Here is a 26380-nt window from a genome sequence, read left to right as displayed (position 1 = left end):
ACGCGGGTCACGTGATCGCCGTGTGAAGTGTAAGACCCTTTGGGGGCCCTCAGGCAAGAATTAGCGCTGGCGGTGTGAGCCGCTTTCTTTTGCCTACTTTTCTTTGCGGCGGCAAAGAAAAGTAGGTGCCGCCCCGCACAGGGGCGACGCCTGAAGCACGCTAACGTAACGCGGATGCCAGCGAAAACTAACAATCCGCGGATGCCAGCGCCAAGACACAAAACCCCGGACGCCAGCGCAACGACAAACGCAAACCCACAACGCCTTCCTAAATGCACACCCTGCCCCGGAGGGGCAAAAAAAACCTTACCGCGCCGAGACCGCCACACCCGCATCACTGCGGGCTTGCTCAGCGCACTGCTGATGCGCCCGCGAAAGCCGCCCCATCAGCGGCAGCAACAAGATAGCAACAACCGCCCCACCCGCAGCCAGCCACCCGAGCTCAGCAAAAAGCTTCGTATACAGCGGCAAAGAGATCAAAGGATCAAGATCCCCACCCGGCATCTTCGCCAGATTGGCGACCACACTACCCAGATACTGCGACACGCCCGTCGCCACAAAATAAGCGCCCATCATAAAACCGCTCATCCGCGCCGGCACATACCGCGCGATCATCGCGAGCCCGAGCCCGCTCACCAGCAGTTCGCCGAGCGAGTACAGGCCATAACCGCCGACCATCCACCACGACGACACCCGCCCGTTGACGGCAAAACTGCCGCTCCACGCATAAACGAAAAAACCCGCCGCCACTACCGCAAAACCAAACGCATACTTCGCGGCAACGGGCACGTCCTTCCCGCCCTTCGCGAGCTTCGTATACAACACGGCAAGAAGCGGACTGAGCAACATGATCCAGATCGGATTCAGCGCCTGAAACTGCGCAGCACTCCACGTAAACAGATGCGCGCCGAACAGCGAAAACGTCGGATCGACATTGCGCAGCGCGAACAACGTCAGCGACGTCGACATCTGCTGATAGAACACAAAGAACAGAATCACCTGCAACGTCAAAATCAGCGCCGCCAGCAAGCCCGAACGCTCCGACCGCTCGCAGTTGAGCAGCATGTACGCAAAGATCGCCAGAATCGCAACGCCCGCCGTGTACACGCAGGCCACGGCGATCGCCTTGTGCTGCAGCACGAACGTCGTCGCCGTGCCGAGCGCGATCCCACCCACCACGACAGCCAGCACGCGCATCCAGCGGATCGGCTCGGCATCCGGCGCGGAGCCAACGTGCGTCAACGTGCGGAACATCAGGAAGTAGTTCACCACCGCGATCGACATGCCCCCGCAGCAGACGGCAAACGCCGTGTGCCAGCCCCAGTGATCCTTGATCCAGGGCGTCGCCAGCATCGACACGGTTGAGCCGATATTCACCGCCATGTAATAGATCGTGAACGCGCTGTCGATGCGCGCATCGTCGCCCTCGTAAATACGGCGCACCAGATTCGCCGCGTTCGACTTGAACAACCCATTGCCGACCACGATCACGCCCAGCGACGCATACATGAACTCGAGACTGTCGCTCGGCAGCGCAAGCATCAGGTAGCCGGCCGCCAGCACCAGCGCGCCGAAAATCATCGAGCGGCGCGCGCCGAGAATCTTGTCGCCAATCCAGCCGCCGATCGACGGCGACGCATACACCAGCGCCGCGAATGCGCCCCACGTGAGCGTCGCGCGGCTGTCGTCAAAACCGAGCCGGTCGATCATGAACAGCACGAGCAGCGCCGCCATGCCGTAGTAGCCAAAGCGCTCCCACATCTCAATGAGAAAGACCGTCGAAAACGACCGGGTCTGGGATACGGGTGATTTCATGCTTTCCTCTTATTTACGCGATAGCAGCCGCGCGCGCCTGCGTCGAGCGGACGCATTGCCACGTGGCCAAGCTGCAAAAACTGGAGAACGTCGATCCCTTGCCGTGACCGATGCGCAAAGCGGCATCGGGCGACGGTTCGGTGCGATACGAGCAACGGACAGCGCGGTCCGCGTCGAAAACGGAACAACCAGGACTTCAGCGGGAAGCCGTCATCGCGAACAGCGCGTGACGAAAGGCTCAATGATAAAGCATCGCGCGAGCGGACCGCTTCGGCGGCTGCATCGACAGACGCGCGCTCGCTATGCCGGATGAATGGGGAAAGACTGCGAAAGAAATCGACACGATGTTCACCTTCATTCGTCGGCGGCAGTCCGGTCAGGACGTACCGATCAAAACACCGCCGCAGGATCGCTGCAAACGGGCGTGCAGGCGGATCAGCCCGGCTGGGCCGACCCGCGCGAGGTTGCGATTGTGCGTATCGAAGCGCGGCTTGTCGCTTCGGGAATTCACTGACATGCGCGCCACCCATACCCGATCCATCTCAACGGACTACGAGTCTTCTAAAGCAAATCCGATAAGTGATCTTTGCGATCTGGCAACATAGAGTGCTTTCTCGAAAAGATCGGAACGGCGTGAACAGCATGGAGGAGTTGTCAAGTCACGCAAGGCTGAGGGGGAAAGAGCAGCACGTCATCAAACAACATTTGCTTATATCAAACTAATTTTGACGGACTAATTTGGTTTTGTTATGGTCACGACACTTGAGAAAGACACGGCACTTGCACTGGGGAGCAAGATCCGCGCGCTGAGGCAAAGGCTGAAGCGTACGCTCGACGAAACAGCGACAGCAGCAGGCATTTCGAAGCCGTTCCTGTCGCAGGTCGAGCGCGGTCTCGCGTCGCCGTCCATCACGTCGCTGGCAGGCATTGCGAATGCGTTGGGAGTGAAGGTGCAGTATTTCGTCGACACACCAAGCGAAGAACGCTCGGTGTGTCGAGCGAACGAGTTGAAGTTTTTTGGTTTCGCAGACTCGGCGAACCTGTTTGCCCGGATGACCAATCTGTCGGGGGGCCGTCAGTTGGAAGCCATCCTTGTGAGGATGCCACCCGGGCAAAAGCGTTCCGAAGTCACGACACATGCCGGTGAAGAGTTCATCTACGTCATCGAAGGGCAAGTGTCGTTGACGCTGGAAGGCAAGACCTTCGTGCTGCGCGCCGGAGACAGCGCGCATTACGAATCGACGGTGCCGCATAGCTGGGCCAACACGGCCCGCAAGGAATCGGTCGTCGTGTGGGTAGGTACGCCGAGGTTGTTTTAGAAGGCAGGCATTCGATCCTGATTGGAAGCGCTTCCGCAAGCCGGGGGCGCATGACATTCCGCTGTAGGATGCCTGTAATAATAATTGTAAGGAATCCTGCATGCCGTACACCGAACAAGGGCCGCCTCGGCCTTCATCACGCGGATAACCGTTAGTGGCGTCCGCGCCGCTTGCGTTTCTCTCCCGACTTTTTCTGCGAATCCAACCATGAAAACACCGTTCGTTTACACGACGGCGCTGGCCGCGCTCGTCCTCACGTTTCAGCAATATGCATCGGCCGTCACGGTCCCGGCGGGCGCCACGCTCGCCGCGAGCCAGGAAATCACCCGTCAGGTTCCCGCCGAAACCGAATCGCTCGATCCAGCGCACATCGAATCGTGGACGGGCAACACGATCGGCCTCGATCTGTTCGAAGGCTTGACGCGCATCGACGCAACGGGCGCGATCGTGCCCGGCGTCGCGCAGTCGTGGACGCGCACCGCGCCCGACACGTGGGTCTTCAAGCTGCGTCACGATGCGAAGTGGAGCAACGGCCAGCCCGTCACGGCAGCGGACTTCGTGTATGCGTGGCAGCGCGTCGTCGATCCGAAGACGGGATCGAAGTACACGGTGCTGGTCGAGTTCGTGAAGAACGCAAAGGAAATCATTGCCGGCAAGGCGCCCGTCACGAGCCTCGGCGCGCGCGCCGTCGATCCCTACACGCTCGAAGTGAAGACCGACGTGCCCGCCGCATTCTTCCCGCAACTGACGGCGATGGCGACGATGGCCCCCGTCGATAAAGCTGTCGTGACGAAGTTCGGCACTGACTGGACGCGTCCGGCGAACTTCGTCGGCAACGGCGCCTTCGCGCTGAACGACTGGCAGCCGAACAACCGCCTCGTGATCACGAAGAGCAGCAACTACTGGAACGCGCCGAAGGTGGCGATCTCGAAGGTCACGTATCTACCGATCGAAAGCGACGAAACGGCGATGCGCATGTATCAGGCCGGCCAGTTCGATTACACGTACACCATTCCGTCGGGCATCTACAACCAGGTGGACAAGCAGTTCGGCACGCAGTTGCAAAAGGGCTTGCAGATCGCAACGTACTACTACAGCCTCAACAACGACGACCCCGCCTTCAAGGACAAGCGCGTGCGCCAGGCGCTGTCGATGGTGGTCGATCGCGAACTGCTGACCTCGAAACTCACGTCGAGCGGCGAACTGCCGATGTACGGCCTGATCTCGAAGGGCACGGAAGGCGCCGCCGTCTTCAAGCCGGAGTGGGCGTCGTGGCCGATGGCGAAGCGCGTCGAATATGCGCGCAACCTGCTGAAGGAAGCCGGCTATTCGGATGCGAAGCCGCTGACGTTCACCTTCACGTACAACACGAACGACCTGCACAAGAAGGTTGCCCTCTTCGTCACGTCGGAATGGCGCACCAAGCTCGGCGTCACCGCAAAGCTGGAGAACGTGGAGTACAAGGTGCTGCTCAAGCAGCGTCATGACGGCAAGGTGCAGGCGTCGCGCGACGGCTGGTTCGTCGACTACAACGATGCGATGTCCTACTTCGACCTGATTCGCTGCGGCAGCGTGCAGAACGACCAGCACTACTGCAACCCGAAGGTCGACGCGCTGATCGATCAGGCCAACCAGCAGACCGACGACAAGCAGCGCACGGCCCTGCTCACGCAGGCACATGACCTCGCGATGAGCGATTACCCGATGATTCCGCTGTTCCAGTATTCGGCGGCGCGTCTGGTGAAGCCGTACGTCGGCGGCTACGCATCGACCAACTATCTCGACATGCGCGCGTCGCAAGACCTGTACTTGCTCAAGCACTAAACAGCAGGAACCGCACCCATGCTTGCATACACGTTGCGCCGCACGCTGTGGGCGATCCCGACGATACTCGCCGTGATCACCGCATGCTATCTGCTGCTGCACCTCACGCCAGGCGGCCCGTTCGATACCGAGAAGCATCTGTCGGCGGCCACACTCGCGAACCTGAACGCCCGCTATCACCTCGACGAGCCGCTGTGGCAGCAGTATCTGCATTATTTATGGGCACTGCTGCACGGCGACCTCGGCCTGTCGTTTCGCTACACCGACTGGTCCGTCACCGATCTCGTGTTGAAGGCGCTGCCCGTGAGTCTCGGCGTCGGCGGCGTGTCGGTGCCGATCGCCGTGGTGATCGGCGTCGCGCTCGGCACGATTGCTGCCGTGCGCCGCGATAGCGTGGTCGATCACGCGGTGATGGTGCTCGGCAATATCGGCAATGTCGTGCCGCCGTTCGTGCTCGGCCCGTTGCTGGTGTGGGTGTTCGCCATTCTGCTGAAGACGGCCGATGGCCACGGCTGGCTGCCCGCGGGCGGCTGGGGCGAAGGCGAGTGGCGTTATCGGGTGCTGCCCATCGTGTTGCTGGTGATCATCAACGTCGCGCTGATTGCCCGCGTGATGCGCGGCAGCATGATCGAAGTGCTGTCGGGCAACTTCATCCGCACCGCGCGGGCGAAGGGCCTGCCCGCGCGCACCATCGTGCTGCGCCACGCAATGAAACCGGCGCTGATGCCCGTCGTGTCGCTGCTCGGCTCGGTGTGCATTTCGTCGATCACGGCGGCTGTCGTCACCGAATCGGTGTTCGCGCTGCCCGGCATCGGCCAGCTCGTCGTCAACGGCGCGATCAACCGCGACTACACGCTGGTGCTCGGTCTCGTCGTGCTGACGACGGCCGTCGCTGTCCTGTTCAACCTGCTCGTCGACCTTGCGTACGCATGGCTCGATCCGCGTATCCGCTATTGAACCCGATGAGAATGCCACCTGTTTCATTGACCGTCGTCGACGCGCCGCCTTCGCGCAGCCCGCTCGCGACGGCAGCGCGCCGCTTCGTGCGCAATCGCGCGGCGTTCGCCGCGCTGCTGCTGCTCGCCGTCATCATGCTCGCGTGCTTCGTGGGGCCGCTGTTGTCGCCGAACAATGCGATCGACAGCGACTGGTCCGCGATCAGCCTCGCGCCGACGTTCGCCAACATGCACTGGTTCGGCACCGACGAACTCGGCCGCGACCTGCTGGTGCGCACGCTGGTCGGCGGACGCGTGTCGCTCGAAGTCGGTTTGCTCGGCACGCTCGTGTCGGGACTGATCGGCGTCGCGTGGGGCGCGACGGCCGGCTATCTGGGCGGGCGCGTCGATGCCGTGATGATGCGCATCGTCGACATGATGTATGCCATCCCCTACATGCTGATCGCGATCCTGATGATGACGCTCTTCGGGCGCGCGTTCTATCTGGTCGTGCTGACCATCAGCGCCTTTTCGTGGCTCGATATGGCACGCGTCGTGCGCGGTCAAACGTTGTCGTTGCGCTCGCGCGAGTTCATCGACGCCGCGAAAGCGATCGGCGTCGATTCGCGCTCGATCATCACGCGTCACATCGTGCCGAACCTGATCGGCGTGGTGGTCGTCTATGCGACGGTCACGGTGCCGGGCATCGTATTGACGGAATCGGTGCTGTCGTTTCTCGGCCTCGGCGTGCAGGAACCGATGACGAGCTGGGGCGTGCTGATCCAGGACGGCGCGCAGAAGCTCGAATCGACGCCGTGGCTGCTGCTGTGCCCTGCCCTCATGCTGTGCGCGACGCTTTATGCCGTGAGCTTCGTCGGCGACGGCCTGCGCGATGCACTCGATCCGAAGGACCGCTGAGATGGCACACAAACAGTCGTTACTCGAAGTCAAAGACCTGAGCGTGCGCTTCTCGCGCCGCGACAGCGCGCCCGTCGACGCCGTGCAGCGCGTGTCCTTCTCGCTCGACAAGGGCAAGACGCTCGGCATCGTCGGCGAATCGGGCTCGGGCAAAAGCCAGACCGTGATGGCGCTGCTCGGCCTGCTCGCGAAGAACGGCAAGGTCAGCGGCGAAGCGCTCTACAACGGCGCGAACCTGCTGACGATGAACGACGCCGCGCTCAACCGCATTCGCGGCGACCGCATCGGCATGATCTTCCAGGACCCGATGACGTCGCTCAATCCGTTCCTGACGATCGAGCGGCAGATGACGGAGACGCTGCAACTGCATCGCAAGCTGTCGCGCCGCGAGGCGAAGCAGCGCGCGATCGAAACGCTTGAACGCGTGCGTATTCCCGATGCGGCGCGCCGTATCGGCATGTATCCGCACGAGTTCTCGGGCGGCATGCGGCAGCGCGTGATGATCGCGATGTCGCTGTTGTCGGAGCCCGAAATCCTGATCGCCGACGAACCGACCACGGCGCTCGACGTCACCGTGCAGGCGCAAATCATCGAACTGCTGCGTGAGCTGAACCGCGAACGCGGCACCGCGATCATCCTGATCACGCACGACATGGGCGTGGTCGCCGGCCTGTGCGACGACGTGATGGTGATGTATGCGGGGCAAACGGTCGAACAGGCGCCCGCGCAGCAGCTCTTCGCCGCGCCGACGCATCCGTACACGATCGGGCTCCTGAACGCGCTGCCGCGTCTTTCCGACGACGACGACCAGCCGCTGCAAACCATTCCGGGCAATCCGCCGCTGCCGGGCATGGCGACGCAAGGCTGCGCGTTTGCGCCGCGCTGCACGTATGCCGACGAGCGATGCCGCGCGACGCGCCCGTCGCTCGAACCGATCGAAGGCGATGCCCATGCGCTGCGCGCGTGCCATCGTCCCGTCCAGGCTATCGCGGAGGTGCTATGAGCGCCCAGGAAACCCTACTCAAGGTCGACAACCTCAGCGTGCATTTCAGCATCGCGCAGGGCGGCTATCCGTGGTCGAAGAAAGCGACGCTGCGCGCGGTCGACGGCGTGTCGTTCGATGTGCGTCGTGGCGAGACGGTGGGTCTCGTCGGAGAATCCGGTTGCGGCAAGTCGACGCTCGCGCGCGCGATCATCGGCCTTACGCCTGTGACTTCGGGCAGCGTGCAATGGAAAGGACGCGAGTCGGTGCAAGGCACGTCACGCGACACCACGCAGATTCGCCGCGACGTGCAGATGATTTTTCAGGACCCGCTCGCATCGCTCGATCCGCGCATGACGATCGAACAGATCGTCGCCGAGCCGCTGAAGACACATCAGCCGCAACTCGGCCGTGAGGAGATACGCGTACGCGTGCGGACGATGCTCGAACGCGTCGGCTTGAGCCACCATCATTTGCGCCGCTATCCGCATGAATTCTCGGGCGGCCAGTGTCAGCGCGTGGGCATCGCGCGCGCGTTGATCGGCGAGCCGCAGCTGGTGATCTGCGACGAGCCGGTCTCCGCGCTCGACGTGTCGATCCAGGCGCAGATCGTCAATCTGCTGCGCGATCTGCAACGCGAACTGTCGCTGTCGCTGCTGTTCGTCGCGCACGATCTGGCCGTCGTGAAGGCGATCAGCCAGCGCGTGCTCGTGATGTACCTGGGCCGCGTGATGGAGTTCGGCGACAAGCGCGACGTGTATCGCGAGCCGCAGCATCCGTACACGCGGGCGCTGCTGTCGGCCGTGCCGCTGCCCGACCCGGCTGCCGAGCGCGCGCGCAAGCATGTGCTGTTGCGCGGCGAGATTCCGTCGCCGCTCAAGCCGCCTTCGGGCTGCGCGTTCCGCACGCGCTGCCCGGATGCCATCGATGCCTGCGCGAACGAGCGGCCCGTTACGAGCGCAACGGGCATCGGTCACACGCAGGTCGCCTGCATACGTGCCGTCATGACCTGACACCCCTTTAGCTTCACGCAAACTTTTTCCACGACGCAGCTAGCCGCTGCGCCGAGGGAGGCGTTCGTTCGCGCGACGGCGGGAACGGGCGAGAAAGTGCGGTAAGGCCGACCGCCGCGCCGCTGTTTCATCAACTAGAAAAAATGGAATTGCAATGACAACCCAAAGATCCACATCAGGAGCATCGAAGTTCGCATTGCTGGCAGTGGGCCTGCCCGCATTGACGATCGCCACGGCCGCGCTGGCTGACGACGCGGCGGCGCCCGCCGCTGCCAGCACGGCCGTAGCGCAGGCGGCGCCTTCGCCCGCGGCACCCGCGACGCCCGCCAAGCCGAAGTTGAAGCACACACCGAATGTCGCGGAGGTGCAGCCCGAAACCAACAACGCCCTCGTGAATGCCGAAGCCGACCAGGCTGTGACGCCACCCGAGCCATTGTCGAGTCAGGCGAAGAGCAAAGGCCTGATCGCCGACAGCCATCTGAACCTGCTGTTCCGCAACTACGCCGACCAGTTCGACAACGAAGGCGGGCCGCACCGTCACGCGTGGGTTCAGGGCATGCAGGCGAATTTCGAGTCGGGTTATACGCAAGGGCCCGTGGGACTTGGCTTCGACGCGTCGCTGTTTGCCGCGCTCAAGCTCGACGGCGGCAATGGCGCGGGCAACATGGTGCACGTGGCGAAGGGCGGCGGCGGTTCGGATCAGCTTGCGTGGGCGTATCCGGGCATGTACGACATCAAGGGGCGCATCTCCGAGACGGTCGTGAAGTACGGCTTGCAGATCGTCGACAACAATCCGTTCATGGAACCGCACGACAACCGCGCGTTGCCGCCGACGTTCCTTGGCGTGTCGGCCGTGAGCAACGATATCCATAACGTCACGCTACAGGCGGGCAGCTTCACGAAGGTCGACGCACGGGGCCACACGAATCTCGTCGACCTGACGACATCGTATGGCGGCACGACGTTCAAGCGTCTGTCCTACTTCGGCGGCAACTGGGACTATTCGCCCAACGGCACGGTCACGCTGTACGCGGACCAGGCGGAAGACGTATGGAATCAGTTTTACGCGGCGATCTCGCATTCGATCGGCGATGTGAACACGGTCAAGTGGTCGGGGCTCGCGAACGTTTACTCGACGCATCAGACGGGTTCGGCGCTGCAAGGGCATATCAACAACAATGCGTATAGCCTGTCGCTGTCGGGGCAGCATGGTCCGCATCAGGTGTTGCTTGGGTTTCAGCAGATTCTTGGCGACCAGTTCTTCGACTATGTTAACGAGACCAACGGGATTTATCTCGTGAACTCGATGGATGTGGACTACAACGCGCCGCATGAAAAGTCGTTCCAGTTGCGGTATACGTTTGATGGCAAGTATGCCGGGCTGCCTGGATTCAAGGCCATGTTGTGGGGCGTGACGGGCTGGGGTGCGGATGCTTCCGCTGGCGCCGCGTCAAATGCGATCGGGCCGTATACGAGGAATGGGGAGTATGTGCACGGCACGCATCATGAAATCGGCTTTATTCCGAGCTATACGCTGCAAAGCGGGCGGTTCAAGGATACGAAGATTACGTTTATCGCGATGTATCACAAGTCGACGGCGCACTACTCCGACCCGGATAATATGGAATATCGGCTGGTTGTGAATGTGCCGGTGAAGGTGTTCTGAGTTTTTTTTGTCTGCGACGCTGGGGTGGGGGTTCTGGTTTTTTTGCGGTGGCATCCGCCGATTTGCGTTTGCGCTGGCATCCCCGATTTGTTTTGCCTGCTTCACGCGTCGCCGTTCGGTGTTTTGGCCTTTCCACTGGCATCCGCGTTTCGTTAGCGCGCTCCACGCGTCGCCCCTGTGCGGGGCGGCACCTACTTTTCTTTGCCGCCGCAAAGAAAAGTAGGCAAAAGAAAGCGGCTCAAACCGCCAGTGCTAATTCTTGCCTGAGGGCCCCCAAAGGGTCTTACGCTTCACACGACAACCACGTGACCCACCTTCGTTGCCAACGCTCTTGCGGTGCGCCTCACCCGCTTCACACACCCGCGTCGCAGCACGCCGTGCCAGCCAGTCCACGGCCGCCCAGGTGGCAAACTGTGTGTAGGCCCTCGGTGCTCCACACGCTTCACTCCGGACCAATAGCGCACGCGTCCCACCCTGTAAGAGCGCCAAGCCATACGACGCGACAACCTACACACAGTTTGCCACCTGGGCGGCACATACCCTTCGCTGCCGCTGGCTCATGTACGGGTGTTTGAAGTGGGTGAGGCGCTCGTTCAGCGCGTTGGCAACGCACACGGACAAGGGCGTTGCCATGTGAAGGGTGGGGACGTTGGGGGCCCGTGGGCAAACGTCAAGAATTGGCGGTGTGAGCCGCTTTCTTTTGCCTACTTTTCTTTGCGGCGGCAAAGAAAAGTAGGTGCCGCCCCGCACAGGGGCGACGCTTGAAGCGCGCTAACGAATCGCGGATGCCAGCGAAAACATAAATCGGCGGATGCCAGCGCAAAGACCCGAACACCTAACCCACCGTCGCAGACAAAGAAGAAGAAAAAGAAGAAAAAATCAAAACACAACCGACACAACAATCGACAACCAAACCGCAATCATCCCAACCAGAAACATCCCCCGCGCGGAGCGCACTTTCTTATCATTCGTATCAGGCTCGACGGGACTGGTCGCCACCCACGGCACGAGCCCGAGAAACGCAAACCCAACAATCGCGAGCCCAGCAACGAACTTGTCGGCAAGCGTCCAGTCTCCTCCTTCCTGGAGACCCCAATAGCCAAGAAAGATAATACCGATCGAGAACGTCGTCGCGGAAGCCGTGCAGAGCGCTGCCACCGATCCCTGGGGAGTGGGCATGGTCCACCTCGCGTGATTCAGTGCCGTCGATTCTACTTCAGCTTCGTCGTGTTCCGGCCCCTGCGCGTCGTTACGCGGATAACCGCGCCGCCCTCGCCTCATAAGCTTTCAGATGGCTGTACGCGATACGCAGTAACGACAGCACGCCCTCCTTCTGCGCCTCGCCGCCGCGTGCAATCAGATCGCCAACGATATGATCGGCTTCGATCCGCGACTGCCCTTCGATATCCCGCAACATCGACGCAGTCAACGCCGAGCCATCCGCAAACAGAATGGTCTGCGCACGCGCATTGGACGCCTCGCCAATGGCATGACCGTTCGCCGCGGCCACCGCCTTGCATTCGGCCAATATGCCTTCGATCACACGGCGCCCGTCCGGGGTCTTCAGAATGTCGCCAATCGCGGCCCGATGCAAACAGGTGCTGGCCGCAAGCGTCGCGAGGAACACCCACTTCTCCCACATCTGCTGAAGGATGTTGTCAGACGCCGTCGAATCGAAGCCCGCACCTTCAAACGCCGACGCCACCGCCTGCACACGCTCGCTCAGTCCACCGCCGAGTTCGCCGAAGCCGATCGCATGCATGTCGTTCAGATGCACGATTTCGCGCTCCCGATTCAGCGTCGCGGCAATCACGCACTGCCCGCCCAATACCTTCGTCGCGCCGAATCGCTGCTTGAGCACGTCGATATGGCGCATGCCGTTCAGCACGGGCAGAATCATCGTCGATTCGCCAACAGCGGATTCGAACGATTCAATCGCGTCGTCCAGGTTATACGCCTTGCAGCTCAACAGCACGAGATCGTAAGGCTGCGCGATCTGATTCGCGAGCACGGTCTTCACGTCGCGCAACGTCACGTCGCCGCGCGGACTTTTAATGACCAGCCCGAAGTGCCGCAGTTCTTCAGCGCGCTTTTCGCGCACCAGAAACGTGACGTCGCGGCCCGCCTGTGCAAGACGCCCGCCGAAGTACCCGCCGACAGCACCCGCGCCTACTACGAGAATTCGCATTGCTCCTCCATGGGTCCATTTGCGTGGCCTACGCCACGCGCATGCAGTATGTCGCAAATCGACGATGCCCGCAGCGGGCTTGCGTGCATCGCTGCGGGCATCAAAACGACCACGAAAACCGCGTCAGACAATTTCCAGCGCGAGCGCAATGCCCTGCCCGCCGCCGATGCACAACGTCACGATGCCGCGCTTGAGGCCATCGCGGCGCATCGAATGAATGAGGCGCGTGGTGAGCACCGCGCCCGTTGCGCCGATGGGATGGCCATGCGCAATCGCACCGCCTTCGACGTTGACGATGTCGAGCGCAAGACCCAGCTTCTGCGCGACGGCAAGCGGCACGGCAGCAAATGCCTCGTTGATCTCCACACGTTCGACGTCGCCGAGTTTCCAGCCCGCGCGTTCGAGCGCGATCTGCACGGCGGGCACCGGGCCGAGGCCGAACATGCCCGGCTCGACGGCGGCGATGCCGAACGAAACCAGACGCGCGGACGCTTCGAGGCCATGCGCCTCCGCATAGTCGCGCCCCGCGACGATCATCGCCGCCGCACCGCTGTTCAGGCCCGGCGCGTTGCCCGCCGTGATCGTGCCATCGGGGCGAAACGCGGGGCGCAGCTTCGCGAGCGTCTCGATCGTCGTGTCGGGACGCGGCTGTTCGTCGCGCGCGAACTGCACCGCGCCCTTGCGCCCCGCGATCTCGACCGCCACCAGTTCCGCATCGAACACGCCCCGCTCCTGCGCGGCGGCAAAGCGCTGCTGCGAACGCGCCGCCCATTCGTCCTGTGCGGCGCGCGTCAGTTCGGCCTTGCTCACGAGGTCTTCCGTGTGCCAGCCGGAGTGCTCGTTCGAGAACGCATCGACGAGGCCGTCGCGCAGCATGCTGTCGTACACCTGCGCGTTACCCATGCGGCTGCCCCAGCGTCCGCTTTCGAGCAGATACGGCGCACGGTCCATGTTCTCCATGCCGCCTGCGACGGCTACGTCGCCGAGTCCGAGCGCGATCTCCTGCGCCGCCGACACGATCGCCTGCGCGCCCGATCCGCACACGCGGTTCACCGTCAGCGCGGGCACCGACACGGGCACGCCGCCGCCAATCGCCGCCTGGCGCGCAGGGTTCATCTTGTTCCCCGCCTGCACGACGTTGCCCATCACCACCGACGACAACGCCTTCCCGTCGATCCCGCCGCGCCGCAGCGTCTCGCGCACGACAGCCGCGCCAAGCTGCACGGCGGGCACTTCTTTCAACGACCCGCCGAATGCGCCAATCGGCGTGCGGACGGGATGGGCAATCACAATATCGCGAGCATTCATCGCTATTCCTCAGGTTGAAGGACTACGCTTGCGTGCCTCGCGCCAACGAGGCACTTTCATTCCGCTTCATTTCGCCTTAATTAGCCGCGACATCCGTCGATGCCTTCGCCTTCGCGACATCGCTAGTAGCAGGCACATCCCAGCCGCCGCCAAGCGACCGGTACAGCGCGACAGCCGCCTGCGCATGCTCGCGCTTCGCCTGATTCAATGATTCCGCGTCGCGCAGATACGCCTCTTGCGCATCGAGCACATCGAGGAAGCTCGACGCGCCGCCCTTGTACAGCTCGGTGGAAAGCTTCAACGCCTGACCCGACGCACCGAGCGCGCCGCCCAGCTTCTCTACCTGCGCGCCGCCGTTGACGAGATCGCTGCGCGTGTCCTCGATTTCCTTCAGCGCGTTCAGCATCGTCTGCTGCAAGCCGAGTTGCGATTCGCGCATGCGGCTCTCGTTCTGCTCAATATGCGCGGTAATGCGGCCCGCGTTGAAGATCGGGCTCGTCGCGTTCAACGCCGCGCTAAAGAGGTTGTCCGTCAAGGTCGGCATGCCGAGATACGACGACGCGAGAATGCCGTCGCTCAGGCTCAGATTGAACTTCGGATAACGGTCCGCTCGCGCGACGCCCACTTCAGCCGCGCGCTGCTCGACAGTGGCGTACGCGGTGCGCACATCGGGGCGGCGCAGCAGCGCTTCGGACGGCAGCGTCTGCGGCACGCTTTGCGCGGGCACGGGAATCGGATGCGCCTCGCTGAGCAGCAGGCTGTCGACGCTTTCCGGCGTGCGTCCCGAGTACACCGCAATCAGGCTCATGTCGTGCTGAATGTCCGACCGGATCTTCGGAAGCTGCGCCTGCAGATCCTGCAGCTGGTTCTGCGCACGCGCCACGTCGAGTTGCGTGGAGAGCCCGTATTTCAGGCGCTGTTGCGTGAGCTTCAGCGCGCGGGCGCGGATTTCCTCGTTGTCGTTGACGATCTGCAATTGCGACTGCGCCCAGCGCAAGTCGATATACGCGGCGGCTGCGCTCGCAGCGAGCGCGAGCCGCAATTCGTTCAACGCCGACTGACGCCCCGACACCTGCGCCTGCGCCGCCAGCACCGCAAGACGTTCACCGCCGAATACATCGGGCTGCCACGAAGCCGTCAAGCCGATGCCCGCCTGCTTCACATAGCCGAGCGGCGGCGGCGTGTTCTGCCGCTCGTAGGCGGCAGTCGCGCCCGCATCGAGTTGCGGCGCGAGTGCTGCGCGCTGCTGCTTCGTGACCTCCTGCGCCTGCTTCACGCGCTCGACGGCGGCCTTTACGTCGAGGTTGTCGTTGAGCACGATGTCCACGAGCTTGTGCATGGCTGGATCGCCGAATTGCGACCACCACTGGTCGGCGTCCACGCTGTCTTTCGGCGCGTCGACGCTCCATGCATCCGGGGCGACGGTCTTCACGGTCTGCGGCAAGTCCGCGTGCGTCTCAGGCTGCACCGCGCACGCGGCGAGCGTCATGGCGGCGGCAACGGCGAGCGCTTTGGCTACGATCGTTTTCATGTCGGGTCTTCCAATCATCGAATGTGTTGATGGCTTTCGCGTGGTTCGGTGCGCGGGTTCAGTGAGCGTCCGGCGGCGGCGCGGTAAGACCGAAAGGCCGCGAGAACAGCACGCTGATCAGGCCCACTGCGAAGCACAGCGAGACCGCGAGGAACGTGTCGGAGAACGTCAGCACGAGCGCTTCGCGCATCAGCAGCGAGTGCAGCGATGCAAGACCCGCCGACGCGCCGTTGAGCATGTCGCCGCCGACCGCCGAGAAGTGCGCGGCCTGATTGCGCAGCATCGCTTCGATCACCGGGCGGCCAGCCGTCACATGTTCGTCGAGCCGTTCGTAATGCAGGTTCAGGCGGTCGTTGAGCATCGTGCTGCACACGGCAATGCCGATCGCGCCGCCCAGGTTACGCATCAGATTGAAGAGGCCGCTCGCCGACTTGAGCCGCGCAGGCGGCAGCGATCCGAGCGCCATCGTCACGATGGGCGGCACGCAGAACTGTTGCCCGACGCCGCGCAGCACCTGCGGAATCAGCAGTTCATGCCATCCCCACTGGTTCGTCAGCGGCACATACAGGTAACAGCCGACGCCGAAGCAGGTCAGCCCGAACACCATCAGCAGACGCATGTCGACCCGGCGTGCAAGAAACGAGTACGCCGTCAGCGCGACCAGTTGCGCGCAACCGACCGACAGCAGCGCGATGCCGATCTGCAGCGAATCGAAGCCACGCACCCGCGACAGAAACACGGGCGTCAGGAACACCGTGCAGAACAGGCCGATGCCCGTGATGAACGACAACAGGCTGCCGATACCGAAGTTGCGAATCGCGAGCGCTCGCAGATCGACGATCGGTTCTTTCGCCGTGAACGCATGCACCAGGAACAGGAAGCCGCAGATCACGCAGATCCACGCGCAAAAGAGAATCGCGTTGTCGCCGAACCAGTTCTTGCGCGGCCCTTCTTCCAGCACGTATTCGAGGCAGCCGAGAAAGCCCGACATCAGCACGATGCCCAGATAGTCACCCGTCTTGAGCAGCGAGATATCGGCGTGATCGACGTTGACATAGCGCGGCACGAGCACCGTGACGAGCACGCCGGGGACGAGGTTCAGATAAAACAGCCAGTGCCACGACCATTGGTCGGTGATCCAGCCGCCAATCACAGGGCCGATAGTCGGCGCGAGCGATGCGAGTGCACCGATCGTCGTTGCGGCGATGATCCGCTGCTTGCCGGGAAACAGCATGAAGGCGGTCGTGAACACGGTGGGGATCATCGCGGCGCCGGCCGCGCCTTGCAGCCCTCGAAACAGGATCATCGAGTTGATGTCCCATGCGAGCCCGCACAGCATGCTCGTGACGGTGAAGCCCAATGCGGAGGCCGCGAATACCCAGCGCGTCGAGAACACGCGCGTGAGCCAGCCCGACATCGGAATCACCATGATCTCGGCGATCAGATAGGCCGTCTGCACCCAGGAGAGTTCGTCCTGGCTCGCCGACAGGCCGCCGCCGATATCCTTCAGCGACGACGCCACGATCTGGATGTCGAGCGTCGCCATGAAAAAGCCGAGGCACAGCAGCGAAAACGCGAAGACTTTGGTTCCCGTCGGCAGATCGGCCGGGTTCACGGGGGCGGATGTCGTCTTGCTCATGATGGTCGCGGCGTCCGTGGGTTACGAAGCCGAGCGGGCTGCGTCGTGGCCTGCTTCCGCGTCGGAGCGCAGATGCACCTTCACGGTTGCAGAGAGACCGGGGCGCAGCACGCCTTGCATCTCTTTCGGCACCGAGAGCCGCACGCGCACAGGTACGCGCTGCACGATCTTCGTGAAGTTGCCCGTCGCGTTCTCCGCGGGCAGCACACTGAAGGTCGCACCCGTCGCCGGCGCAAGGCTCTCGACCACGCCTTCGATGCGATGGCTCGACGCGTCCAGATCGACGTCGACGGTGTCGCCGACCTTCATCTTCTTCAACTGGTCTTCCTTGAAGTTCGCGTCGATCCACAGTCCGCTAGCGGGCACCACCGTCAGCAGCGACACGCCGACATTGGCCAGCACGCCCACGCGTGCCGTGCGATTGCCGACATAGCCGTCGATCGGGGACCGGATCGTCGTGTACTCGACGTTGAGCGCGGCGACACGTTGCGCCGCCATGGCCGTCGCGACGCGGGCATGGGCATCGTTGATCTGGGCATCGAGCACGGGCAACTGCCGCTGCGCCGCCGTCAACGCGGCGCTGCTGCGGTCCACGGCGGCGTGCGCTTTCGCGAGGTCCGCGTCGGCGCGCTCGACGACCTGGTTCGACACCGCGTCGTCTTTCACGAGCTCGCGGTAACGCACCGCATCCGACGCGCTGCGCGTAAGTTCCGCTCCCGACGCCCGCACCTGGGCGGATTGCTCGTTGATCGTCGCGAGTTGCAGCGACTTCTTTGCTTCGAGTTCCGTCACGGCCGCTTCCGCGCTCGCGACTTCGGCATTGGCCTGCGCGAGGCGCGCATCGTAATCGCGCGCGTCGAGGCGGATCAGCACCTGCCCCGCTTTCACGTACTGGTTATCCTGCACCAGCACGTCGTTGACGAAACCGTTCACCTTCGGCGCCAGCACGGTGACGTCGCCGCCCACGTAGGCATCGTCGGTGGTCTCGACAAAGCGGCCCACGAAGAACCAGTACGATGCGGCCGCCGCGACCACGACGACGACGGTGATCACCGCCAGCAGCATCCACGGAATGCTGCGCGTCTGTTTCGCGGCGCCGGCGACGCTCGGCGGAGCAATAGAGGGAGTGGTAGACATGGCTATATGTGCGTATGCACCGGAAAACGTTGAAAAAATGCGCCTAAGCGCCCGCGTTGTTGCGTGAAATCGTGAGCGTTAGCGCTTCGTCATGTCGAACAACTCTTCTCGCAGATTGGCTGCGCGCTGCGGTCCGAAACGCTGCTCGAATTCTTCCTGCGCCGCGAACCAGTGATCGCGCGCCGCTTGCAACCGTTCTTCGCCCGCGGTCGTCAGCATCACCGTCAGCACCCGGCGATTGCTGCGCGACGCTTCCGTGAACACGAGCCCGTCGCGCTGCAACGGCTGGATCGCGCGGACCAGCGTGGTGCGTTCCATCACCATCGAGTCGGCGAGTTCCTTCATCGTCATCCACTTGCGGCGGCGCAAACGGCACATGATCGAAAACTGCGTGGTTTTCAGCCCGACCTGACCGAGATGACGGTCGTAAAGCTGCGTCACGTAGCGCGCCGCTTGCCGGATCGCAAAGCAGTCGTCGTCGGGCGAAACCTGTATGTCTTCCGTGTCCGTTTCTACGTGCATATGCACACCATTGAATCGATTTTGTCGAACGCGCGATACACCGCGCAAAAAACAACCGGATTACGAGGTCAGATTGAACAATTCAGCGCGCAAGGCCTTGGCACGGCTGCGACCGAACTTGCTTTCGAATTCGTCCTGCGCGGCGCGCCATGCGATAGCGGCCTGCTCGAACGTTTCCTTGCCCGCTTTCGACAGGCTGAACTGATAGGTGCGGCCATCGTGCTCCGACGGCTCGCTGAGCACGAGACCATCGCGCTGCAACGGCTTCAGCGCGCGCACGAGCGTGGTGCGTTCCATCACCATCGTGTCGGCCAGCTCGACCATGGTCAGGCCGGGCTTGCGCGCGAGCTTCGCGACGATCGTGAACTGCGCCGCCGTCAGGCCAACCTGGCCGAGATGGCGTTCGTAGATCTGCGTCACGAACCGCGCCGCCTGGCGCAGCGCGAAACAGTTGCAATCGTCGTGAGAAATAGGCTTGCTCATGGGAAGGAAGTCTATATGTGCGTATGCACGCTGTCAAATGGCGATGCGCTGCGTCAGCTGAAATTCATTGTTGCTCAGAGCGCCAGCACGCTGACGGCGACCTCGACGCGATGCGCACCGCCGCCAAGAATCATGCCGCGCAGCAGCGAGACGTCGCTGTAATCGCGGCCGATTGCGAGCGTCACGTGGTCCATGTCGGCGAGTACGTCGTTGGTCGGGTCCAGATCGATCCAGCCGCTTTGCGGGCAATGCACCGACACCCACGCATGCGACGCATCCGCGCCGATCAGCCGCGGCTGACCCGGCGGCGGATCGTTGCGCAGATAGCCGCTCACATAGCGCGCTGGCAGCCCGAGCGCGCGCAGGCAGCCGATCATCACCTGCGCGAAGTCCTGGCAAACGCCGCTTTTCATATCGAACGCGCGTTCGGCGGGCGTATCGAACATCGTTGCAGACGGCTTGTAGTCGAAATCCGCGTAAATGCGATGCATCAGATCGATCGCGCCCGCGACGATCGGCGTGCCGGGGCGGAAGCTGCGCAGCGCGTAGTCGCGTAACGTTGGCTTGAGCGCAACGTTGGGCGACGCGAAACGGAACTCCACCTGCGGATCGCACACGCCTCCCGCGCGAAACCGCAGCGCTTCCGCCACCTCTTCCCACACGGGTGTGGCGTCGGGATCGAGATCGCGCCAGCGCGGCGTGAGTTGCACGGTCGTTTCGCTGACCATTTGCAGGCGTTCGTGCGGCGCGTCGAGCGCGAAATACAGCACGTCGTTGCCGAATGCGTCGATGCGGCTATGCAGATACGAAGGCGACGGCTCGATGCGCTCGGTATGCGCGACCACGCGCTGCCACGAGCATGCGAGTGGACGGATCGTCGCGAGATGCTGCGCGGTTTCGACGAGCGTCGAATAGTGATAGGTCGTGCGATGCGACACGGACAGCAGCGTCTGCGCGTCTTTCATGACGACACCTGCGCGGCCAGCGTGTTCGCGTGGCTGAAATAGCGCGCGCTGATTTCGTTGGCGGCTGCCGTCATGCTCATCGCGAGGCGGTCGCACAGTGCGATCAGTTCCGCGTACAGGCCGCTGCCGTCCGTCGTGCACAACTGTTCCAGCGACGGCAGCGTGCTCACGTCCGGCAGCATGTCGTTGAAGCGCCGATGGCGCGTGTTGCCCGCCGCCATCGAAATATCGTCGAGCTTCGAGCACAGCCGTGCGTACACGCCGTACAGTCCGCGCGGATTGGTCGGCTCGATCACGAGCAGATCGATCAGCGCGGGCACTTCGAGGCGCCCCGGATACAGCGAACGGTACGTCAGCGTGCTGTCGAACAGTTGCAGCAGCAGATCGAACGCGGCGGGCGTCGCCAGTTGGCGCTGCGTCGCGACGACGCGCAATATCGACGTCATCGCCCACACGCGCTCGATATGCCGGCCCGCGAACATCAGACGCCATGCTTCGTCGCGCGTCATGCGGTCGCCCTGTGCGCCGCTGATCGCCGCAAGTTGCGTGGAAAGATGTTCGAGCGCGTTCATCAGCGACACGCGGTTGTAGCGGGCCTTGCCGCGCGAAGACGCATTCGACGACACGGCCGCCGCCGGCGTCAGTTCGTGCAGCGCGTCGCGGAAGTCGTTGCGCGCGGCGAGCGTGATACGCCAGTGATCGTTCGACAGCCGGCCGCGTATTTCGCCGCTCGCGCGCGCCTGGCTCGCGAGATTCTGGCCGATGCTGTACGCGCCCGTGTTTTCGTGCAGATTCGCGACCAGCGTGCGCTCGAACGCTCGCAGCGACTGGCCGGCCACGACATCGCCCGGTTGCACGAGGCCGTATTGCAACGCGAGTTCCGCGAGCGTCCCGAACATGGTGTCCGCGCCGTTGCTTTCCAGCGAGCCGAGAATCAGCCGCAACAGCCGCACGTTGTTCTCCGCCCGCTCGCCGTAGCGGCCGCTCCAGAACAGGTTCTCCGCCGCCCGGCTCGACACGGTGCGATGCTTGCGCGCGAGATCCGCGGGCTTGAGCGGCGAAGGCAACAGCGTGAAGGTCGAATTCGGATGGCTGGAGAGCACCCATGTATCGACGCTGCTGCCGCCGAACTGCATCGACACCGACGACTGCCGCTCCCCCGCGAGTCGCGTGAAGCCGCCGGGCAGCACGTGCCAGTTGCCATTCGCGTCGGCGACAGCGATGGCGCGCAGCACGCTTGGCCGGTTGCCGAGCGTGCCGTCTTCGTAGCGCGGCGTGCACGAATACGGCAGCGGCTGCTGGATCGTGAACGCATCGGGGGCACGCTCGATGCGGCTCTTCCACGCGTCGAGCCGCTGCGCGCCGGGCGCGATGCCTGGCGGCCCGTCCGGCGTGCGCGTGGGCCATGTCGGTTGCAGGAAGGCCTCGTCCATGTTCGCGAACGCATGCTCGCGTGCGGCGTCTTCGCCGCACCACCACGTCGACACGCCGTTGAGCAACAGCGGCTCGTTCAGCAAGGTCTGCGCGATGCCCGGCAAAAAGCCATGCATGGCCGGCGATTCGAGAAAACCCGAACCCGGCACGTTCGACACGATCACATTGCCCGCGCGCATCACCTGCAACAGCCCGGGCACGCCGATCGTCGAATCGGCGCGCAGTTCGACGGGGTCGCAGAACGCGTCGTCGAGGCGACGCACGACGACGTGCACGCGCTCCAGCCCCGTGAGCGTCTTCAGATACAGCATGTCGTTGCGCACCGTCAGGTCTTTGCCTTCGACGAGCGTCACGCCCAGATAGCGCGCCAGAAACGCATGCTCGAAATAGGTCTCCGCGAACGGCCCCGGCGTGAGCAGCGCGATATGCGGCGCGCTGTCCTTCTTGCCGTCGCGCATCGTGGCGCGCGCCCATTCGGCGAGTGTCGCGATCAGCGTGGAAAACGTCGGCGCAAGGCGGCTCACGCGCATTTCGCGGAACGCGTCGCCGAATACGCTCGAGACGATCATGCGGTTTTCCAGCGCATAGCCGAGGCCGGACGGCACTTCGGTGCGATGCGACACGACCGTCCACTCGCCGCTGGGCGCGCGCGCCAGATCGACACCGACCACCTGCAGGAACTGGCCGCCCGGCGGCGTGAAGCCCTTCACGGCGCGCAAATAGCCGGGGTGCCCGTAGACGAGCGCGGGTGGCAGCTTGCATTGCTGCAGCAGTTTCTGCGGGCCGTACACATCGGCGACGATCGCGTTGAGCAGTTGCGCGCGCTGCTTCACGCCGCGCTCGATATGCGCCCACTCGTCTTCGGCGATGATGAACGGCAGCAGGTCGAGCGCCCACGGACGCGGTTCGCCCTTATCCGCGTAGACGTTGTACGTGATGTCGTTGTCGCGCACCTGCTGGGCGATCGATGCGCTCCCCGGCTCCAGGCCCGCAATGCCTTCCTCGCCGAGCAGCTCGAAAAAGCGCCGCCACGGCTCGCGCAGCGCGCCCGATGTATCGCGCAGTTCATCCCAATGGCCTTCGCGCACGTCGAGCAGCGGCAGCGAGCGAAGCAGCGCGAGCGCGTCGGGATGGCTTGTTGCCGCTTCGAACGGAAAGGTCGATTGAAAAGCCAAGATGTTGTCGCGAGTCTGTCGTTGTGGGCTTACGGTTTCAGCGGCGGCTTACCAGTGCCGCAAATCCAGCGTGAACGGGAACTCCAGGCTGCGCGGCGGCGCTTGCGTCACGAGCGGCCCCGGCGTGTGGCCCGTCGTGAAGAAACGCGCGCGTCGCCGGCTTTCCGCTTCGTACGCGTTCACCGGGAACGTCTGATAGTTGCGTCCGCCCGGATGAGCGACATGATACTGGCATCCGCCAATCGAGCGCCCCGTCCAGGTATCGACGACATCGAACGTCAGCGGCGCGTGCACGCCTATCGTAGGATGCAGCGACGACGACTGCGCCCATGCGCGGAACCGCACGCCCGCGACGAATTCGCTGATGCGGCCCGTCGGCTGCAACGGCAGGGACACGCCATTGACGCTCACCACGTGGCGATTGTCGTTGAGCCCCAGCACCTTCACTTCGAGCCGCTCCACCGACGAATCGACATACCGCACCGTGCCGCCCGCCGCGCCTTCCTCGCCCATCACGTGCCACGGTTCCAGCGCGCCGCTGATCGTCAGCGACAGGCCGTTCGCGTGCATCTCGCCGATGGCCGGGAAACGGAACGCGAAGTGCGGCGCGAACCATTCGCTGTCGAACGAGTAGCCCGCGCCGCGCAGATCGGCGAGCACGTCGTCGAAATCCATCTGCACGAACGTGCCGAGCAGGAAACGGTCGTGCAATCCGGTGCCCCAGCGCGTGAGTCGCTGCGTGTACGGCGTCTTCCAGAACTTCGCGACCAGCGCGCGCAACAGCAGTTGCTGCACGAGACTCATGCGCGCATGCGGCGGCATTTCGAAGCCGCGCAGTTCGAGCAGGCCGAGGCGGCCCGTCGGGCCATCGGGCGAATAGAGCTTGTCGATGCAGAACTCGGCGCGGTGCGTATTGCCCGTCACGTCGATCAGGATGTTGCGCAGCGCGCGGTCGATCATCCACGGCGGCAGTTGCGCGCTACCCTGGCCGCCGAGCAGATCGACCTGCCGTTGCAGTTCGCTGAACGCCAGTTCGAGCTCGTAGACCTGATCGTTGCGCGCTTCGTCGACGCGCGGCGCCTGGCTGGTCGGCCCGATGAACAGCCCCGAAAACAGATACGACAGCGACGGATGGTTGTGCCAGTACGCGACGAGGCTCGCCAGCAGATCGGGGCGGCGCAGAAACGGACTGTCGGCGGGCGTCGCGCCGCCGAGCACGAAGTGATTGCCGCCGCCCGTGCCCGCGTGGCGGCCGTCGAGCATGAACTTTTCGGTGCTCAGATACGTTTCGTGCGCGGCGTTGTAGAGGAACTCGGTGTGATCGACGAGTTCGTCCCAGTTCTTCGCCGGATGAATGTTGACTTCGATCACGCCGGGATCGGGCGTCACTTGCAGCACGTTCAGACGCGGATCGCGCGGCGGCGGATAGCCTTCGATCACGACGGGCATCTTCAGCTCGGCGGCCGTGGCTTCAACGGCGGCCAGCAGGTCGAGATAGTCGTCGAGTTCGGTGAGCGGCGGCATGAAGACGTGCAGCAGCGCACGGCCATCGCCAAGCGCCTCGGCCTCCACTTTCGGACCCGCCGCCCGCGCCGGATTGCGCGCCTCAACGCACAGTGCCGTGCGGATCAGCGCTGCGGCCGATTCGCCGCGTTCGGGGAAGCGGTCCTGAGGCGGCGTGCCTGTGCCGGGTCCGCCTGTGCCCGCACCTCTTGCAACGCCCGGTCCGGCACCGCCGCGAGCGTCATAAGACACGCCTTCATACTGCATCCGCAATTGCGCCGCTGTGCGCAGCGGCGCGGGTTCCGCAAACGGATCGTGCGCGTGCTGGTATGGATAGTCTCCCTTCGACACCCACGGCAGCGAATCGAGCGGCAGGCGCAAGCCCATCGGCGAGTCGCCAGGAATCAGGTACATGCGCTCGTCGCGGAAGAACCACGCGCCGCTCGTCCAGCCCGGGCCCTGCGTCGAGCGCGCCAACGGCAGCACGTAGCCCGTCACGCCCGACAGCCCGGCATCGAACACGCGGCGCAGCCGCACGCGCTCCATTTCGTCGTCCAGACGCGAATCGAACGGATCGACGTTGACGGGCAAGCGGCGCTCGCGCCACAGGTAATACCACGTGTCTTCGTAACCGGGCTGGGCGTACTTGCTGTCGACGGACAGCTTGTCGGCGAGCCGCGTGATGAAGCGCTGCGCATCGTTGGATGTATAGCGGCCGGGGCTGCGCTCGTCGGCGAACAGCGCCGGGTCGTTCCAGCATGGCTCGCCGTCGGCGCGCCAGTACAGCGACAGCGCCCAGCGCGGCAACTGCTCGCCCGGATACCACTTGCCCTGACCGATGTGCAGAAAGCCGCTCGCGCCGTAATGGCCGCGCAGCTTGTCCATCAGCGCGACGGCATAGCCGCGCTTGGTCGGCCCGAGCGCGTCGGTGTTCCATTCGGCGGCGTCGCGGTCGCGCACCGACACGAAGGTCGGCTCGCCGCCCATCGTCAGGCGCACGTCCATCGAGGCGAGCTGGCTGTCGACGTGCGCGCCCATCGTCAGCACGCGGTCCCACGCGGCTTCCGTATAGGGCTTGGTCACGCGCGGCGTTTCGAGCACGCGCGTGATCGACATCGCGTGCTCGAACTCGACTTCGGACTGGTCGACGGCGCCCGAGATCGGCGCAGCGCTGCCCGGCTCCGGCGTGCACGCGACGGGAATGTGGCCTTCGCCCGCCAGCAGCCCCGAGGTCGGATCGAGGCCGATCCAGCCCGCGCCGGGCAGGAACACTTCGCACCACGCGTGCAGGTCGGTGAAATCGTATTCGGTGCCGCTCGGGCCATCGAGCGCCTTGGTATCGGGCGCGAGCTGAAGCAGGTAGCCCGACACGAAGCGTGCCGCCAGCCCCAACTGGCGCAGCGTCTCGACCAGCAGCCAGCCCGAGTCGCGGCACGAGCCCGACGCATTGACGAGTGTTTCCTCGGGCGTCTGCACGCCCGGCTCCATCCGGATCAGATAGCGGATGTCGCGCTGCAGACGCTGGTTCAGCTCGACGAGGAAATCGGCTGTGCCGCGCGGCGAGCGATCGATGCTCGCGACGAACTCCTTGAAGCGCGGCGTCATCTCGCGCCGCACGAGATACGGCGCCAGTTCGGCCGCGAGTTCGGGCGCGTACTCGAACGGAAACTGTTCGGCGGCGGGCTCCAGGAAGAAATCGAACGGATTGTAGACGGCCATTTCCGCGACGAGATCGACCGTGATCTTGAACTCGGGCGTGCGCTCGGGAAACACGAGACGCGCCTGGTAGTTCGCGAATGCGTCCTGCTGCCAGTTGATGAAGTGCAGTTCCGGCTCGACGCGCATCGAGTACGACAGGATCGGCGTGCGGCAATGCGGCGCCGGGCGCAGCCGCACGACCTGCGGCGACAATCCGACGAGACGGTCATAGCGGTAATGCGTGACATGGTTCAGCGCGACACGTATGGACACTACGGACTCCTGGGCGGAAAAGGCCGATAAAGGGGCAGACGCGAAAAGCAAG

Annotated in this window: 19 protein-coding genes; 7 read left to right on the top strand and 12 right to left on the bottom strand. The window is 63.8% G+C overall.

Going from position 1 to position 26380, the window contains the following annotated elements; translation table 11 throughout:
* Nucleotides 1-306: 306 nt before the first annotated feature.
* Entirely contained in the window at nt 307-1815 is a 1509-nt protein-coding gene (locus tag C2L66_RS18280) for a peptide MFS transporter (protein WP_060604001.1), read from the bottom strand.
* Nucleotides 1816-2564: 749 nt separating this feature from the next.
* Between C2L66_RS18280 and C2L66_RS18275 the strand changes: the two genes are divergently transcribed.
* From C2L66_RS18275 to C2L66_RS18245, 7 genes are all read left to right on the top strand, one after another.
* The gene (locus tag C2L66_RS18275) at nt 2565-3134 is read left to right on the top strand and encodes a cupin domain-containing protein (RefSeq protein WP_007743723.1); all 570 of its coding nucleotides are present in this window, start codon (nt 2565-2567) and stop codon (nt 3132-3134) included.
* A gap of 207 nt (nt 3135-3341) precedes the next feature.
* Nucleotides 3342-4958: a peptide ABC transporter substrate-binding protein gene (locus C2L66_RS18270; protein WP_054932827.1), complete on the top strand. Its 1617-nt coding sequence runs from the start codon at nt 3342-3344 to the stop codon at nt 4956-4958.
* Nucleotides 4959-4976: 18 nt separating this feature from the next.
* Nucleotides 4977-5915, top strand: a complete 939-nt coding sequence (locus C2L66_RS18265) for an ABC transporter permease subunit (RefSeq protein WP_060604004.1) — start codon at nt 4977-4979, stop codon at nt 5913-5915.
* 11 nt (nt 5916-5926) lie between these two features.
* A complete protein-coding gene (locus C2L66_RS18260) occupies nt 5927-6811 on the top strand; it encodes an ABC transporter permease (protein ID WP_167352373.1) in 885 nt (294 codons plus the stop codon).
* A 1-nt stretch (nt 6812) separates the two neighbouring features.
* Complete coding sequence (locus C2L66_RS18255; RefSeq protein WP_060604007.1) at nt 6813-7814, top strand: ABC transporter ATP-binding protein; 1002 nt, start codon at nt 6813-6815, stop codon at nt 7812-7814.
* Nucleotides 7811-8806, top strand: coding sequence for an ABC transporter ATP-binding protein (locus C2L66_RS18250; protein ID WP_036000237.1), 996 nt, complete (start codon nt 7811-7813; stop codon nt 8804-8806). Before C2L66_RS18255 ends, C2L66_RS18250 begins: the two co-directional genes overlap by 4 nt.
* A gap of 154 nt (nt 8807-8960) precedes the next feature.
* Nucleotides 8961-10472: an OprD family outer membrane porin gene (locus tag C2L66_RS18245; RefSeq protein ID WP_060604011.1), complete on the top strand. Its 1512-nt coding sequence runs from the start codon at nt 8961-8963 to the stop codon at nt 10470-10472.
* Between the two features lie 879 nt (nt 10473-11351).
* Here C2L66_RS18245 and C2L66_RS18240 read toward each other — a convergent pair.
* The 11 genes from C2L66_RS18240 to C2L66_RS18190 all read right to left on the bottom strand — a co-directional run bounded on the left by C2L66_RS18240 (nt 11352) and on the right by C2L66_RS18190 (nt 26328).
* Nucleotides 11352-11651: a hypothetical protein gene (locus tag C2L66_RS18240; protein WP_054932832.1), complete on the bottom strand. Its 300-nt coding sequence runs from the start codon at nt 11649-11651 to the stop codon at nt 11352-11354.
* A gap of 70 nt (nt 11652-11721) precedes the next feature.
* Complete coding sequence (gene panE, locus C2L66_RS18235; protein ID WP_054932833.1) at nt 11722-12660, bottom strand: 2-dehydropantoate 2-reductase; 939 nt, start codon at nt 12658-12660, stop codon at nt 11722-11724.
* 123 nt (nt 12661-12783) lie between these two features.
* Nucleotides 12784-13968, bottom strand: coding sequence for a thiolase family protein (locus C2L66_RS18230; RefSeq protein ID WP_054932834.1), 1185 nt, complete (start codon nt 13966-13968; stop codon nt 12784-12786).
* A gap of 76 nt (nt 13969-14044) precedes the next feature.
* On the bottom strand, nt 14045-15499 hold the full coding sequence (locus C2L66_RS18225; protein ID WP_060604013.1) for an efflux transporter outer membrane subunit: 1455 nt from the start codon (nt 15497-15499) through the stop codon (nt 14045-14047).
* Between the two features lie 58 nt (nt 15500-15557).
* The gene (locus C2L66_RS18220; protein ID WP_054932836.1) at nt 15558-17138 is read right to left on the bottom strand and encodes a DHA2 family efflux MFS transporter permease subunit; all 1581 of its coding nucleotides are present in this window, start codon (nt 17136-17138) and stop codon (nt 15558-15560) included.
* A gap of 21 nt (nt 17139-17159) precedes the next feature.
* A complete protein-coding gene (locus C2L66_RS18215; protein WP_054932837.1) occupies nt 17160-18275 on the bottom strand; it encodes an HlyD family secretion protein in 1116 nt (371 codons plus the stop codon).
* A gap of 78 nt (nt 18276-18353) precedes the next feature.
* A complete protein-coding gene (locus C2L66_RS18210) occupies nt 18354-18797 on the bottom strand; it encodes a MarR family winged helix-turn-helix transcriptional regulator (RefSeq protein WP_054932838.1) in 444 nt (147 codons plus the stop codon).
* A gap of 60 nt (nt 18798-18857) precedes the next feature.
* Nucleotides 18858-19280 (bottom strand): MarR family winged helix-turn-helix transcriptional regulator, encoded by a 423-nt coding sequence (locus C2L66_RS18205; RefSeq protein WP_007747272.1) that lies wholly within the window; start codon nt 19278-19280, stop codon nt 18858-18860.
* 74 nt (nt 19281-19354) lie between these two features.
* The gene (locus C2L66_RS18200; protein WP_054932839.1) at nt 19355-20245 is read right to left on the bottom strand and encodes a transglutaminase family protein; all 891 of its coding nucleotides are present in this window, start codon (nt 20243-20245) and stop codon (nt 19355-19357) included.
* Nucleotides 20242-22854 (bottom strand): circularly permuted type 2 ATP-grasp protein, encoded by a 2613-nt coding sequence (locus C2L66_RS18195; protein ID WP_060604016.1) that lies wholly within the window; start codon nt 22852-22854, stop codon nt 20242-20244. The genes C2L66_RS18200 and C2L66_RS18195 overlap by 4 nt, the downstream gene beginning before the upstream one ends.
* Before the next feature lie 48 nt (nt 22855-22902).
* Nucleotides 22903-26328 (bottom strand): transglutaminase family protein, encoded by a 3426-nt coding sequence (locus C2L66_RS18190; protein ID WP_060604018.1) that lies wholly within the window; start codon nt 26326-26328, stop codon nt 22903-22905.
* Nucleotides 26329-26380 lie beyond the last annotated feature (52 nt).

The organism is Paraburkholderia caribensis, from assembly GCF_002902945.1.
GTDB classification, from domain to species: Bacteria; Pseudomonadota; Gammaproteobacteria; order Burkholderiales; family Burkholderiaceae; genus Paraburkholderia; species Paraburkholderia caribensis.
This window is presented reverse-complemented; position numbering and strand designations above follow the sequence as displayed.

Coding starts and splice junctions, on each gene's coding strand:
- C2L66_RS18250 (WP_036000237.1), top strand. CDS start 7,811: ATGAGCGCCCAGGAAACCCTACTCAAGGTCGACAACCTCAGCGTGCAT.
- C2L66_RS18260 (WP_167352373.1), top strand. CDS start 5,927: ATGCCACCTGTTTCATTGACCGTCGTCGACGCGCCGCCTTCGCGCAGC.
- C2L66_RS18200 (WP_054932839.1), bottom strand. CDS start 20,245: ATGAAAGACGCGCAGACGCTGCTGTCCGTGTCGCATCGCACGACCTAT.
- C2L66_RS18245 (WP_060604011.1), top strand. CDS start 8,961: ATGACAACCCAAAGATCCACATCAGGAGCATCGAAGTTCGCATTGCTG.
- C2L66_RS18225 (WP_060604013.1), bottom strand. CDS start 15,499: ATGAAAACGATCGTAGCCAAAGCGCTCGCCGTTGCCGCCGCCATGACG.
- C2L66_RS18210 (WP_054932838.1), bottom strand. CDS start 18,797: ATGCACGTAGAAACGGACACGGAAGACATACAGGTTTCGCCCGACGAC.
- C2L66_RS18215 (WP_054932837.1), bottom strand. CDS start 18,275: ATGTCTACCACTCCCTCTATTGCTCCGCCGAGCGTCGCCGGCGCCGCG.
- C2L66_RS18270 (WP_054932827.1), top strand. CDS start 3,342: ATGAAAACACCGTTCGTTTACACGACGGCGCTGGCCGCGCTCGTCCTC.
- panE (WP_054932833.1), bottom strand. CDS start 12,660: ATGCGAATTCTCGTAGTAGGCGCGGGTGCTGTCGGCGGGTACTTCGGC.
- C2L66_RS18240 (WP_054932832.1), bottom strand. CDS start 11,651: ATGCCCACTCCCCAGGGATCGGTGGCAGCGCTCTGCACGGCTTCCGCG.
- C2L66_RS18220 (WP_054932836.1), bottom strand. CDS start 17,138: ATGAGCAAGACGACATCCGCCCCCGTGAACCCGGCCGATCTGCCGACG.
- C2L66_RS18275 (WP_007743723.1), top strand. CDS start 2,565: ATGGTCACGACACTTGAGAAAGACACGGCACTTGCACTGGGGAGCAAG.
- C2L66_RS18255 (WP_060604007.1), top strand. CDS start 6,813: ATGGCACACAAACAGTCGTTACTCGAAGTCAAAGACCTGAGCGTGCGC.
- C2L66_RS18230 (WP_054932834.1), bottom strand. CDS start 13,968: ATGAATGCTCGCGATATTGTGATTGCCCATCCCGTCCGCACGCCGATT.
- C2L66_RS18205 (WP_007747272.1), bottom strand. CDS start 19,280: ATGAGCAAGCCTATTTCTCACGACGATTGCAACTGTTTCGCGCTGCGC.
- C2L66_RS18280 (WP_060604001.1), bottom strand. CDS start 1,815: ATGAAATCACCCGTATCCCAGACCCGGTCGTTTTCGACGGTCTTTCTC.
- C2L66_RS18265 (WP_060604004.1), top strand. CDS start 4,977: ATGCTTGCATACACGTTGCGCCGCACGCTGTGGGCGATCCCGACGATA.